Below are 14,758 nucleotides of genomic sequence, written 5' to 3' on the forward strand. Positions count from 1 at the left end.
CTGACGGTGTGGACGACGCTCAGGAGAACGTCTTCTCGAGCAGATCCAGCGTCTGCAATGCGCTGTCGTAATCAGGTCGGTAACTCGTCGCCGGGAACTCGTTCACCTTCTTGCCAGTGAACGACGGCAACTGCGAATAGACCGGGTCTGCCTGTAGCTCAGCCAACTTCGGACCACCTACCGGGATCACGAAGGTATTCGGCGCATCGGCCACCTTCGGCAGCAACTCCTTGCTGACATTGAACGAGTCCCCCGACCCGTACAACTTCGGCTTGTCGGCCTTCTCATGGACGTCATCCATGTCGAAGCCAACCTCCTTCAACAACGACGGAAGCGCCGCCGTCGAAGGCACCAGACTCGGCTCCTTCGTCTGCAAGGAGAGCATCACCGCGGTCTTGCCCTCAGGCACCTTGATCTTGCCCTTCACCTCGGCGACCCGCTTCGTGTACGCCTCGATGAGCTCGTCGGCCTTCTTCGTGCGCCCGGCCGCATCGGCGACCATCCGCAACTGTTCCTTCCAGTCGGTCACCGACGTCGGCACCAGCACCGTCGGAGCGATCGCCTTCAGGTCGTCATACCGCTTGTCGGCCTGCACCGCAGAGATCCCCTGACCACCGCCGATGATCAGATCCGGCTTCGCTGCCGCCACCGCCTCGATGCTCAGCTCCTCGCCGCCGGGCAGCGCCTTCGTCCCCTGCTTCGTCGCCGGGTCGGCCCACGAAGGCGGGAACTCCCCCTTCAGGTCGGTGACCCCCAACACCCGGGTGTCCGTCGCCGCGACCGGCGCCTCCAACCGGAAGGCATAACCCGCCAAACCACCGGTCAGAACCACGATCCGCTTGGGCTCCTTCGGCACCTGGATGTCACCCTTGGCACTCTTCACCGTGCGTTTCTCATCACCGGAACCAGCCGTCCCCTCGGACCTGCCCTGGGTGCACCCCGACAGGACAACCGCTGCCGCAAGGCACGACGCGGTCAACGGAACGGCGCGTGGTCGTCGCTTCATGCTGGGAAAGGTCACGATGATTCTCCTCGGATGTGCTGGTGCGTACCGCTCGATCGCTGCTCGACAAGCGGAGATGGAAGGCGCTGACCGGCAGCGGCCAGCGAAGGATCGGCGTCCAGGAGCGGAACGACCTGGCTCCAGCCCTCGTCCGTCGCGATCCCGGCGTGGTCGAAGGGCACGAAGTGCACTGCCAACGACCCACGATGTGCCCGGCGCCACCCGATATCGGGCGTCCAACCGGGCCGTCCCGGCAGGGCCTCCCCGGCACCGTCGCCACCGACACGACGGTCGGCTTCGGCCACCACCAAGGTCACTGCCCCCGGATAGTCGGGAAGCCTCGCCTCATCGGCGAACCGGAGACACCGGGCCAGATTCGCCCGCAAGGACTCCAACAGCGCCGACGAACGCCGAGCAGCCTCCGCGGTCAGACCGGCGATCCGCATGACCTGCTCGTCGGTGGTCGGCAGCGCAGACGACCCCCGCGGCGGAACATCCGCACCGCGCGGAGGCTCGCTGTCCAGCAACCCGACGAAAGCGACCTGCTGCCCGGCAGCACGCAGCCGCCCGGCCATCGCATAGGCCACCGTGCCACCGAAGGAATAGCCCAACAGGTGATAGGGCCCCTCGGGCTGGACGCCCCGGATCGCCGCGACATAGTGCTCGACGAGGCCGTCGAAGGTCTCCACCGGGCCGAGGACGCCCGGCTCGGGGAGTTGGATCCCGACGACCGGACGGTCGGCCCGCAGCCGCCGGGCCAAGGGCAGGAAGGGCAGGGCGTAGCCGCCGCCGGGGTGGATACAGAACAAGGGTTCGCCGCTGCCGGAGCGACGCAAGGGCAGCAGAATGTCCTGCCCCGGCCGCTCCTCCTCCGACGCGCTGGGCACCGTCGCAGCGATCTGCCCCAGGACGACCCCGGCCAGCAGATCAGCCACGTCCACGTCGACACCGGCACGTTCAGCCATCGTCGACAGACGCATCGCCCGCAACGAATCCCCGCCCAGGTCGGGCCAGGCATCCTCCGGACCGACCCGGGCGACCTCCAGATCGAGCACCTGCGCCACCAGAGCACAGACCGCCCGTTCGGCCGCGGTGGCCGGACGCCGGCCCACCCCCGTGACGACCGGAGCCGGGTCGGGCAAGGCCGGACGGTCGAGCTTGCCGTTCGCATTCAGCGGAAGAGCGTCGACCTCGACGACCGCCGACGGGATCTGATGCACCGGCAGGACATCCCGCAGCGCGGAACGCACCCCGGACACCTCCCACCGTCCGCTCCCGTCGACGACGACCCACGCCACCAGACGGGCCGCTGCACCGCTCCCCCGGACATCGACGGCACACCCCTGCACACCGGGCAGTTCACGCACCGCACACTCGGTCTCCCCCGGCTCGATCCGGATACCGCGGATCTTGACCTGACGGTCGGTACGGCCCAGGTAGCTCAACGTCCCGTCGGCTTCTCGGCGCACCAGATCACCCGTGCGGTACATCCGGCTGCCGTCGTCGGCGAAGGGATCGGCCACGAAAGCTGCCGCCGTAGCCGCCGGACGTCCCGCATAGCCGTGCGCAGCGCCGTCACCGGCCAGATAGAGCTCACCGCAGGCGCCCACCGGTACTTCTCGCAGACCTGAGTCCAAGACATACGGGCGGCAGTTGCGCACCGGCTTTCCCAGGCAGGGAGACGGATTCGCGGCGAAGTCCGAGCCGAAGGCGTTGATGGTGAACTCGGTCGGCCCGTACAGGTCGTACCCGGCGACATCGGGGCGTTCCCGCAGCATCGTCCACAGCTGCGGTGGCACCGCCTCACCGCCGGTCATCACCAGCACCGGGTGGACGTCACCGTCGAGCAGGCCCGCGTCGATCAGCTCCCGGGCGTAGGAAGGAGTCACATTGACCACGTCGATCCCCACCCGCCGGTAGTGCGGCACCAACCGGTCAGGACGGAGACGTTCCGCCTCGTCGATGACGTGCATCTCATGCCCGGCGAGCATCCAGAAGAGCTCCTCCCACGACATGTCGAAGGCGAAGTTCACCGTGTGCGCGATCCGCAAGGTGCGACCGGCCCGGGTCACCGTCGGAGCGAAGATCTCGTCCCGATGGTTGTGGTACATCGCCGTCAACCCGCGATGGCCGATGACCACCCCCTTGGGCAGACCGGTCGACCCGGAGGTGTACATCACGTACGCCGGATCGTCGGCATGCGCCGGGCCCGCGAGGCGCTCCGCCGGAACCGACGGCATGGGCCGGTCGCCGTCCAGGATCGGAAGGATCTCGTCGAGCACGATCAACTCCGGCGCGCTGCCGCCCGGGCAGCCGGTGAAGTTCTCCCCCGTCCGGCGGTCCACGACGACAGCTGCGGCGCCGGCGTCAGCGGCCAGATCGCGCAACCGACGCGCCGGAAGCACCGGGTCCAAGGGGACATAGGCGGCGCCCGTGCGCAGGACGGCGAAGATCGCCACGATGTGGTCGGCCGTGCGCGGCACACAGATGCCGACCCGGTCGCCGCGGCCCAATCCGTGATCGGCGAGGACCGCCGCCATCCGGGTGACCCGTTCGTCGACCTGCCGGGCGGTGAGCCGGGTCTCCCCGCAGACGAGACTCCCGGCATCCGGAGTCGCCACAGCCCGCTCCCGCAGGAGGGCGTCGACGCTGCCCTCTGGTCGCCCCGGCTCCGGGACGACGACCGGGGCGGGCCGGTCACCGACGACCGGGCTCCCGGTCAGCACGGACACCGGAGTTCCCTCGGGCAGGGTGCCCAGGTCGGCGAGGATGTCGGCGACCCGGGTGAAAAGGTCGGCGATCCGCGCCGGATCAGCCAGGTCGTCGCGGTGCTCGCAGGTCAACACGATCTCCTGATCCGCGCCCTGCAGGTCGCAGTCCAGGACCACCGGGTAGTGGGTGGCGTCGACGGCTTCGGCGCGAACCACCCCGGCCCGGGCGAAGACCTCGTTCACCGACGACTGCCGGGGAGTGTTCCGCACCACGAGCAGGGTGTCGAACAACGGGTTACGTCCGGCGATGCGGTGGACCTCGGCCAGACCGACCTGCTGATACTCCTGCAAGCGCCCCTGGTCACGGAAGAGCCTGCGGGCCAGGTCGACGATCTTCTCCGCAGGGTCGACCCGCACCCGCACCGGGACGGTGTTGATCGTCAGCGTGACCATGCGTTCCACACCGGGGACGCGCGGATCCCGTCCGGAGACCGTCGAACCGAAGACGATGTCGTCGGCTCCGCTGACCGCCCGCAATGCCAGCCCCCACGCCGCGGAGACCAGCAGGGCCGGGCCCACCCCCCAGGTGCGGGCCCGGGCTCGTAACCGGTCCGCAGTCACCGAGTCGATGGACCGGCGGCTCCGTGACGGAGTGGCCGCCGCAGCTTTCGCCCCGGGGACGCCCAGGAGGGTGGCATCGCCCAGGTCGGTCAGGTAGTCACGCCAGGCTGCGGCGGCCTCCTCCGGATCTGCGCCGACGACGACACGCAGGTGGTCCCGGAAGTCGGGTGCGGCAGGCAGCGCCGCCTCGTCCTGTCCCTGATGGCGGCGCACCAGTCGGAAGAGCTCCTCGAAGAGCGCCGACTGCGACCAGGCGTCGGTCAACAGGTGGTGTTGGGTGATGAGCAGACGGTCGAGCCCGCCGGGCAGGTGGACGACGGTCGCGCGGATCAGCGGCGGCGCAGCCGGGTCGATGCGGGTCGCGAACTCACGCGCGGCGATCCGCATCGCGGCTTCTTCGCCGTCGGCGTCCTCCTCGGTCAAGGGCACCCGAGCGGCCGGGGCGAGGAATTGCACCGGCCGGCCGAATCCGTGATGGGTGAATCCTGCACGCAGAGAAGGATGTCGGCGCAGCAGATCGGCCAGCGCTGCCTGGACGGCGGTCAGATCGAGGCCGCCGGGCAGATCGAAGTGGTGCTGCACCACGTAGGCGTCGGCGGTGTCCGCGTCCAAGGTGGACTGGGTGTACATGCCCTCCTGGAGAGGAGTGACCTGGAGTGCTTCGGTCCAGCCGGGGCAGAGTTCGTCGAGGAGGCGGCTCTGCTCAGGGGTGGGCTCGACGGTGATCCGACGCTCCGGACGGTCGGTCGACGTGTCGGCCGGGCCGTCCACGGCCTGCCCGCCGTCCTTGTCCGGAGTGGCGTCCCCGACGGAGCCGATCGGGGTCGCGGCGGCGGCGAGCGCGCCGAGGGTGTCGGTGGCGAAGACCTCTGCCACGGTCGTCTCGTATCCGGCGGAACGGACCGCTGCGACGAGCCGTACCGAACTGATGCTGTCGCCGCCCAAGGTGAAGAAGCCGTCGTCGGGTCCGCTGCCCGTCGTCCCCAGGAGGATGTCGACGGCGGCGCAGACGGCCTGTTCGGCGGGGGTGTCGGGGCGTCGTCCGGCGGCGGTCTGCACGGCGGGTTCGGGCAGTCTCGCCCGGTCGATCTTGCCGTTGAGGGTCATCGGCAGGGCGTCGACGACGGTGATCACGGTGGGCAGCATGTAGTCGGGCAGGTGCCCGGCGGCGTCGGCGCGGATCTGCGCGGGGTCGACCTGGGACCCGTCGAGGGGGACGACGTAGCCGAGCAGTCTCGGAGTGCCTTGGGCGTCGGGTCGGACGGTGGCCGCAGCGCGACGTACCCCGGTCGCCGCGGCGAGCGCCTTCTCGACCTCGCCGAGTTCGATGCGGTGGCCGCGGACTTTGACCTGGTCGTCGGCGCGGCGCAGGAAGGTGATGCGGCCGTGGCGCCGGACGACGAGGTCGCCGGTGCGGTAGAGGCGGCGGCCGGGCCGGTCGGGGTCGGCGACGAAGCGGGCGGCGGTCAGGCTGGGGCGGGCCAGGTATCCGCGGGCGAGTTGAGCGCCGCCGAGGTAGAGCTCGCCGGCGACGCCGTCGGGAACATCGCGCAGGGCGCTGTCGAGGATGCGGGTGTGGACGTCGGTCCAGGGTGCGCCGATGGTGACCGGGCCGTCCGGGGTGAGCAGGTCACAGGTCGCCCAGACGGTGGCTTCGGTGGGTCCGTAGACATTGCGGGCGTCCTGGCAGTGTCGGGCCATGGCGGCGCCGAGGTCGGTGGGGACGGCTTCGCCGCCGATGAGGGCGCGTACTGCGGCCAGGGTGGTGTCCTGGTGTTCTTCGGCATGGTCGATCAGGGCCCGCCACAGTGAGGGTGTCGCTTGGAGGACGTCGATGTGTTCGTCGGCGAGGAGGCCGGTGAGGGTCTCAGGGTCGAGGATGTCGTCGCGGCGGGCGATGACGACGGTGCCGCCGGCGAGCAGGGGTGCGAACAGTTCGAGTCCGGCGATGTCGAAGGAGACGGTGGTGACGGCGAGGAGGCGGGCGCCGGGGGCGATCCACTGGTCGGCGAGCACGGTGTCGAGGAAGACGGCGAGGTTCGCCGCGGTGATCATCACCCCTTTGGGGCGGCCGGTCGAGCCGGAGGTGTGGATGACGTAGGCGAGGTCGTCGGTGCTGCCGGGCAGGGGTGGGAGGGTCTGCGGTCCGGTGTCCTCCTGGCCGTGTTGGTCGAGGGTGTCCAGCAGGAGGGTGGGTGCGCCCAGGTCGGGCAGTTCGGCGGCGGTGTCCGTAGTGGTGAGCAGGCAGATCGGGGTGGCGTCCTCGCACATGGCGGCCAGACGGCTCGCCGGGTGCCCGGTGTCCAGGGGCATGTAGGCGGCACCGACGCGCAGCACGGCCAGGAGTGCGATGAGCATCCGGGTCGAACGGGGGACGGCGACGCCGACGATGTCGCCTCGGCCGATGCCGCGGCGGTGGAGTTCAGCGGCAGTGCGGTCGACCTGGCCGAGGAGTTCCTGGTAGGTCAGTTCGTCGGTGCCGCAGCGGACGGCGACCTGGTCGGGGGTGTGCGCGGCTTGGGCGGCGAGGCGGGCGGGCACGCTGTCGGGGGCGCGCTCGCGGGTGGGTGGGTCGGCGGGCCGGTCGGTGTCGAGGGTGATCCGGTCGAGGGTGTCCGCCGGTGCGGTGACGAGGTGGTGCAGCACGGTGGTGACGGTGTCGGCGAGCAGGTCGACGGTGGCCGGGTCGAAGAGGTCGGCGGCGCCGGTGAGACGGAGCGCTCGGTGGCCGTCGGCGTGGTCGACGAGCCACAGTGCGGCGTCGAATCTGCTGGTGGTGGTGCGGGTGTCGACGGCGGTCGCGGTGAGCGTCCCGAAGGCGGGCAGGGGTGCGGGTGTCTCGTGGGAGACGAGGGTCTGGAAGAGGGGGTGCCGGGCTTGGGATCGGCTGGTGACGCAGTGGTCGACGACGGTTTCGAAGGGTAGTCCGCGGTGTTCCAGGGCGTTCAGGACTTGCGCGCGGATGCGGTGGATCAGGTCGCGTCCGGTGGGTCGTCCGGTCAGGTCGGCGCGGATGACCATCGTGTTCACGAAGTAGCCGATGGCGCGGGGGTGCCCGTCGGGGTCGTCCCGCAGGGTGACGGTGCTGCCCAGGGGGATGTCGGTGCCGGCTCCGAGGAGTTGCCAGGCCGCGGCGACGGCGGCTTGCACGATCATCAGCGGGCTGACGCCTTCGGTGGCGGCGAGGGTGTCGATGCCGCGGGCGGTGTCCTCGTCGAGGGCGCGCACGGTGACCTGGCCTTGGCTGCTGCCGTGGTCGGGTCGGGGCCGGTCGACGGGCAGGTCGAGTTCTTCGGGGAGCCCGGCGAGCGCGGTGGTCCAGTGGTCGAGGGCGCGGATGTCGGCGTGGGGGTCGAGGTCCGGGGTGTCGGCGATGACGGGTGTCTCGTCGACGGGCTGTCCGTGGAGGTGTGCCTGGTAGGCCTCGGCGAGTCCGCCGAGGAGGGGGCCTGCGGAGGCGGCGTCGACGGCGATGTGGTGGGCGGTGACGAGCAGGATGTGGTCGTCGGGGGCGAGGGTCACCACGTGGGCGCGGGTGGGCTGTTCACGGGTGATGTCGACGGCATGGCCGGGGTCGGCGAGGATCTGCGCGACGGCGCCCTCGGGGGTGGTTCCGGTGGGAGCGTCGAGGCGGGTGGGCGCGGTGGTCTCGTCGAGGGGTAGGACGGTCAGGGTGGGGCTGCCGTCGGGGGCGACGGGGTAGATGGTGCGTAGGACGGGGTGGCGGGCGAGGACGCTCCGCCAGGCGGCGTCGAGGGCGGCTTCGGACCAGGGTCCGTGCAGGCGCACGGCGAAGGGGACGTCGTGGGTGGTGCTGGGTCCTTCGAGCTGGTGGAGGAACCAGAGTCGTCGCTGGGAGGCGGTGAGTCCGTCGTCGGGGGTCGGGGCGAGGGGTGTTCGGGGGGCGCTGGTCGAGGGGTGGGTGGTGTCCGTGCCGTCGGGGCGGGCAGGGGTGTGGTCGACGGAGGTGGTGGTCGAGGCGGTGAACCGGTCGGTGCGGTGGACGCGGGCGGCGATGCCGGTGGCGGTCCGTCCGTCGAAGATGTCGTTGACCTTGAGGGCGAGGCCGTGGCGTCGCATCGCGCCGAGCAGGCGCATGGCGATCAGGGAGTGTCCGCCGAGTTCGAAGAAGTCGTCGTGGACGCCGATGTGGTCGTGGCCGAGCCGTTCGGCCATCAGGATGGCGATGGTGGTGGCGACCTGGTCGTCGACGGTGGCGGCGGTGGAAGTGGCGTCGTCGGGTGCTGCGTCGACGGTGGCCGGGGTGACGTCCGGGGTGATGGATGCCGGTGGAGCCTCGGCCGTGGCCTGTTCGGGGAGGGTGATCAGCTCGCCGATGCGGGCGTCGTCGCGGGTGACGAGCGCGGTGAGCAGTTCCCCGAGGCGGTCGCGTAGGCCGGTGGCGGCGGTCTCGTCGAAGACGTGCGGGTCGTGGTCGATGACGACGACGAATCCGTCGGCGGGTGGGGCGATGACGGTCACCGGGTAGTGGGTGCCGCCGCTGCTGTCGATCCCGGTCAGGCGGAGGCCTTCGCCGTGTTCCGGCGCGGGCGAGGGGTAGTTCTCGTAGACGACGAGGCTGTCGAAGAGTCGTCCGGCTCCGGCGTCGCGTTCCACGACGGCCAGTGGGGCGTGTTCGGCCCGGTGCATGGCGTTGTGGCCGTCTTGGAGCCGGGCGAGGGTGGTGAAGAGGTCGTCGTCGGCGTCCAGGGTCAGCCGGCAGGGCACGGTGTTCGCGAAGAGCCCGACCATGCGTTCCACGCCGGGCAGGTCGGTGGGCCGTCCGGACACGGTGGTCCCCCAGAGGACGTCTCGCTGTCCGGTGCGTTCGGCGAGGAGCAGTGCCCAGGCGCCTTGGAGGAGGGTGTTGGGGGTGAGGCCGTGTCGTCGGGCGGTCTCGGGGAGCGCGGCGGCGGTGTCGTCGGTGAGGGGGACGTGGCTGCGGACGGCGCTGCCGGGGCCTTGGGGGCGGTGTCCGGGGGCGAGGAGGGTTCCTTCGTGGACTCCGGCGAGGCGGGTGCGCCAGGCCTGCCGGGTTTCATGTTCGCTCCGGTCGGACAGGTGGGCCAGGTAGTCCCGCCAGGGGGTGACGGCGGGAAGGTCGGCGACGCCGTGATCGTGGGCGTGGAGTACTTCGTGGGCGAAGATCGGTGTCGACCAGCCGTCGGTGAGCAGGTGGTGTCCGCCGAGGATCAGGCGGTGTTCTCCGGCGGGCATGGCGATGAGGGTCGCGGTGATCAGTGGCGCGGCGGCGATGTCGACCTGGCGGCAGGCGGTGCGGCGCAGGATGCGGTCGGCGGCGCGGCGGGCTGCGGCGGCGGGCAGTGCGCTGAGGTCGTGGGTGTCGAAGGGGATGTCGACGTGACGGGGTTGGATCTGTACGGGGTGGTCGAGGCTGTCGACGTCGAAGGCGGCGCCCATCTGCGGGTGGCGGGCAACCGTGTCGTGCAGTGCTGTTCGCAGGCGTTCGGCGTCGACCGGGCCGGTGATGTCCAGGGCTGCGGCCAGCGTGTAGGCGTCGTGGTCGTCGCTGAGGGCGTGGAAGAGCAGCCCTTCCTGGAGGGGGCTGAGCGGCAGGATGTCGGCGATGGCGCCGTGGCGGTCTTCCAGTGCGGCGAGGGTGGCCAGGTCGACGCCGGGGACGGCGAGGTCGCTGGGGCTGGCTCCGCCGGTGGTGTTCCGGGCGTGCACGGTGAGCGCGGCGAGACTCTCGGCCCAGCGGGCGCGTAGGTCGTCGGTCGTGGCTTCGTCGAGGAGTTCGCCGGCGAAGGTCCATTCGACGCTGAGCCGGGGCCCGTCGGTGTCTTCGGCGACGAAGACGTTGACGGCGAGGGTTTCGGTGAGGGCGCGTCGGGCCGGCTCGCAGACGTGGAAGGTCTGGTCGGTGGGGAGGGTCCAGTCGTCTTCGGTCGAGGTGAAGCGGCCGAGGTAGTTGAGGACGATCTCGGGGGCGGGCAGTGCCGCGAGGGTGTGGCCGGCTTGTGGGTCGTGGTGGCGCAGCAGTCCGTAGCTGCTGCCTCCGTCGGGGACGGATCGGCGGGCTTCTTTGGCGGCGCGCAGGATCCAGCCGGCGTAGGTGCCACCGCAGAGGGCGTCGTCGAGGGCTTCGGCGGTGGTGGCTTGGCTGGGCAGGTCGAGCCGGACGGGGAATTCGGTGGTGAACCAGCCGAGGGTGGCGCTGAGGTCGGGGTGTCCGGGGAGCCCGTCGCGTCCGTGGCTTTCCATGGTGACGGCGCGGCTGTGGCCGGGGCGGCCGTGGTCGAGGTCGTGCCCGGCGAGGGTGAGGTGGAGGGCGGCGAGGAGGACTTCTTCGGGGGTCGTCCGGTAGGCCTGGGGAAGGTCGGTGAGGACGGCGCGGGTGGTGGCGTGGTCGGCGCGGTCGACGGCGCGGCGTGCGGTGGCGTAGGTGTCGCGGGTCGGGTCGGGTCGGCGCCTGCCGAGGGGCGTTTCGGCCCCGGTGAGGGTGTTGGTCCAGTGGTCGAGTTGTCCGCGCAGCTGCCCTGCGGCGGCGTGGTCGGCGGCGGTGGTGGCCGCGTGCCGCCAGGAGGTGTGGACGGCGGCGAGCTCGGGGTCGTGGTCGTGGACGGCGGCGGTGTATGCGGCGCGGAGGTCGTGGGTGAGCAGGCGCCAGCTGAGCCCGTCGACGGCGAGGTGGTGGGCGACGACGAGGAGCCGGTCGCCGGGGGTGCGCTGCGGGTCGCCGGTCGGGGTGTGGCCGGGCAGGACAGCGAGTCGCAGTAACTGTCCTGCCCGGGGGTCGAGGTCACCGGCGAGTCGTTCGGCGTGGTCGGTGAGGTGGTGGGGGTCGTCGACCGGGTCGAGAGCGGTGACGACCTGGTCGGCGGGGACGGCTCCGGTGCGGCGGACGAGCAACCGGGCGTCGGTGGTGGTGCGGTCGTCGAGGACGATGCGTAGGGCGTCGTGGTGGTCGAGCAGGCGGGCGACGGCGGCGGTCAGGGCGGCGATGTCCAGGGTGGTGTGCGTGTCGAGCACGGTCCATTGGGCGTAGCCGCGGAGTCCGTCGGGGTCGACGGTGGTGGCGAGGGCATTGCGGACGACGGGCGGTGCGGGGAAGCCGCCGATCGGGGCGTCGTCGCGCAGGGTGGTCGGGGCCGGGGCGTCCTGGTTCCCGGTGGCGTCCGTACCACTACCGGGGTCGACCCGCTTGGCGTGTGCGGCGATGCGGGCGAGGCTCTGGGAGGACAGGAGGTCGCGGGGGCTGAGGTCGAGCCCGGCGCGGCGGGCGCGGGCGGCGATGGTGATGGCGGTGATGCTGTCGCCGCCGAGAGCGAGCAGGTCACGGTCGACGTCGATGTCGGGGTGGCCGAGAACGTCGGCGACGACGTCGGCGAGGTCTTTTTCGGGCCCGGTGGCGGCGGCGCGGCCGGTGTGTTCGGCGTGGGGTGCGGGCAGCGCGGCGTGGTCGGTTTTCCCGTTGACGGTGGTGGGGAAGGCGTCGAGGACGACGATGTGGGCGGGGACGAGGTAGTCGGGATGGTTCTCGGCGAGGCGGTTTCGGAGGCCGTCGGCGGTGAGGGTGTCGCGGTCACCGGTGACATAGCCGATGAGGTGTTGCCGGTCGGCGGGTCCGCCGGTGAGCACGGCAGATCCGGTGACGCCTGGCTGGCTGTGCAGGATGGCTTCGACTTCGGCGAGTTCGACGCGGTGTCCGCGGATCTCGACTTGTCGGTCGGCCCGTCCGAGGTAGGCGTATCCGCGTCCGGGGATCCACCGGGCGAGGTCGCCGGTGCGGTACATGCGTCCGCCGGGGGTGAACGGGTCGGCGACGAAGCGGGCGGCGGTTTCGATGGGTCGGTTCAGATAGCCGCGGGCGAGTTGTGGCCCGGCCAGGTACAGTTCGCCGGTTTCACCGTCGGCGACGGGGTGCAGGGCGTGGTCGAGCAGGTAGGCGCGGGTGCCGGTCAGGGGTGAACCGAGGTGTGGTTCGCCGGGGTCGACGGCGGTGTGGACGGCGTCGACGGTGGCCTCGGTGGGGCCGTACATGTTCCAGGTGTCGATGTCGGTGGCGGCGAGGGTCTGCCAGAGGTTCGCGGGGAGGGCTTCGCCGCCGAGCAGCAGGGTGCTCAGTCGGTGGGCGCCGGTGGTCAGTCCGCTTTCGACGAGGGCTGCGGCGAGGGAGGGGGTGGTGTCGAGGACGTCGATGTCGTCGGCGGCGAGGGTGGCGGTGAAGGCCGTCGGGTCGGTGGGCAGGGTGGGTTCGTACAGGTGGACGCGGTGGCCGCTGAATATCCAGGACAGTTGGTCGAGGGCTGCGTCGAAGGCGAAGGCCGCGGTGTGGGCGACGGCGACGCGGGGGCGCCCGGCGCGTCGGGCCGCAGCGGGGTGCAGGGTGTGGCGGTGGTGGCGCAGCAGGTGGGTGAGGGCGCTGACGGGGATGGCGACACCCTTGGGGGTTCCGGTGGTGCCGGAGGTGTGCAGCACGTAGGCGAGCCGGTTGCTGCTGCCTGCAGGCAGCACGGGCGCTGCGGTGTCCTGGTCGGCGATGGCCAGTTGAGTGGCATTGTCGGACAGGTCGAGTCGGGGTGTGCCGGGGGCAAGGTCCGGGTCGCCGGTGTCGTCGGTGATGACGAGGGCCGGGGCGAGGTCGGCGGCGATGGTCCGTCTGCGGGCGGCCGGGTGTTCGCGATCGATGATGCTGTAGGCGGCGCCGGCGCCGAGGACGCCGAGCAGGCAGGTCACGAGGGTGGCACTGCGGGACAGGTCGAGGGCGACGATGTCGTCGGGGCCGAGTCCGTGGGCGCGGAGGTGGCGGGCCATCCGGTGGACGTCTTCGGCGAGCCGACGGCCGGTGAGGGCGTTTTCGCCGCAGACGAGGACGGTGTCCTCGGCGTGCTCGCGGGCGAGGACACCGAGCAGCGCGACGGGGTGGTCGCCGCCGGTGGGGGTGGGCAGGGCGTCGGCTCGGTGGCGTTCGGCGTGTATCCGGGCGTCGTCGGCGTGCAGGGCGAGCGCGCCGATGGTGGGGCCGTCCTGGGCGGGGTGGTCGGCGGGGGTGTCCTGGTCGGCGGGGATGTCACCGGTGAGGGTGTCGATGATGTGGACGAGGGCGTCGAGGCGGTGGCGTAGCCGGGTGGCAGGGATGCGGGTGGGGTCGGTTTCGAAGCTGAGTTCGAGTCCGCCGCTGGGGTGGGGGGTGACGGTGAGGCCGAGGTCTTCGGGGGGCCCGCCGGCGATATTGCGCAGGACGCCGGGGTGTCCGGCGAAGTTGAGGCTGAGGTCGAAGACTTTGATGTTGATGCCGATGCCGTGGAGGAGTTCCCCGGGGATCCCGGTTTCCGGGGGGAGGTCTTCGCCGCGGAGGTTCTGGTGGGCGCGGGTGTCGGCGACGGCGCGGATGATCTGGGTGAGGAGTTCGCCGCGGGTGTTCTCGGGGTGGGCGTGGACGCGGAGGGGGAGCACGTTGACGGCCATGGCGGGGGTGCGTAGATGGCGTCCGCTGCGGGTCATCATCGGGAGGGCGATGACGAGGTCTTCCATGCCGGTGAGGCGGTGGAGGTAGGCGGCGTAGCAGGTGAGGAGGGCGTCGACCCAGGTTCCTTCGCGGGTGCGGCCGAGGTCGCGTAGCGCTTGCAGGGTGTCGGGGGTCAGGACGGTGCGGGCCATGACGGTGCGTCCGCTGGTGCCGACGGGCGGGGTGGGGCGTCCGTCGACGGAGGGGGTGGGGGTGAGGATGTCGCGCCAGTGGGCGAGGTCTGTTTGGCGGGCGGTGGAGTCGCGGTAGTCGAGGTCGTCGCGGACGAGGTCGGGGATGGTGCCGAAGCGGTGGGGTGGGGCGTCCTTGCCGCGGGTGAGTGCGGTGTAGTGGGCGGCGATCCGGCGGGTGAGCAGGGCGGCGGAGTATCCGTCGATGAGGAGGTGGTGGTAGAGCTGGATGCACCAGATCTCGTGGTCGTCGAGGTGGAGCAGGGTGTACTGGTAGAGCTGCCGGCCGGTCATGGTGCGGCAGTGTTCGGCGGTGGCTGCGCGGGTGTCGTCGACGATGGCTTGGGCGTGCGCGTGGGGGTCGGGGCTGTTCCGCAGGTCGATGATCTGGGGTGCCTCGGCGGGGGTGTCGTCGATGTATTGGCGCGGACCGTCGGGGGTGTCGAGGAAGCGCAGGCGGAGGGTCTGGGCGTCGTCGACGGTGCGGCGTACGGCGTCGGCGAGGCGGTGGATGTCGGGGGCGTCGGCGTCGTGGGGTACGCGGAGTTCGAGGATTTCGCCGACGACGTAGGTGAGGGTGGCCGGGTCGAGGCGTTGGGCGTGCCAGATCCCGAGTTGCGCGCTGGTCAGTGGCATGGCCTCGTGCCCCTGGGCCTGGTCGGCTGCGGGGTGCGAGTGGCTGCGCATGGGTGTTGCTCCTCAGGTGAACATCTCAAAATTTAGGCAAGGCTAACCTAATACTTGCGATTCTTGACATTCT

Annotated in this window: 2 protein-coding genes; both read right to left on the bottom strand. The window is 71.2% G+C overall.

Annotated features, from left to right (window positions below):
- Positions 1-19 precede the first annotated feature (19 nt).
- Positions 20-1,021 carry a Fe2+-enterobactin ABC transporter substrate-binding protein gene (locus tag DX923_RS13310; RefSeq protein WP_116115614.1) on the bottom strand — a complete coding sequence of 334 codons (1,002 nt, stop codon included), beginning with the start codon at positions 1,019-1,021 and terminating at the stop codon, positions 20-22.
- Positions 1,018-14,685, bottom strand: coding sequence for a non-ribosomal peptide synthetase (locus DX923_RS16970; RefSeq protein ID WP_116115615.1), 13,668 nt, complete (start codon positions 14,683-14,685; stop codon positions 1,018-1,020). Before DX923_RS16970 ends, DX923_RS13310 begins: the two co-directional genes overlap by 4 nt.
- Positions 14,686-14,758 lie beyond the last annotated feature (73 nt).

Origin of the sequence: Austwickia chelonae (assembly GCF_003391095.1) — a bacterium.
Classification (GTDB): Bacteria; Actinomycetota; Actinomycetes; order Actinomycetales; family Dermatophilaceae; genus Austwickia; species Austwickia chelonae_A.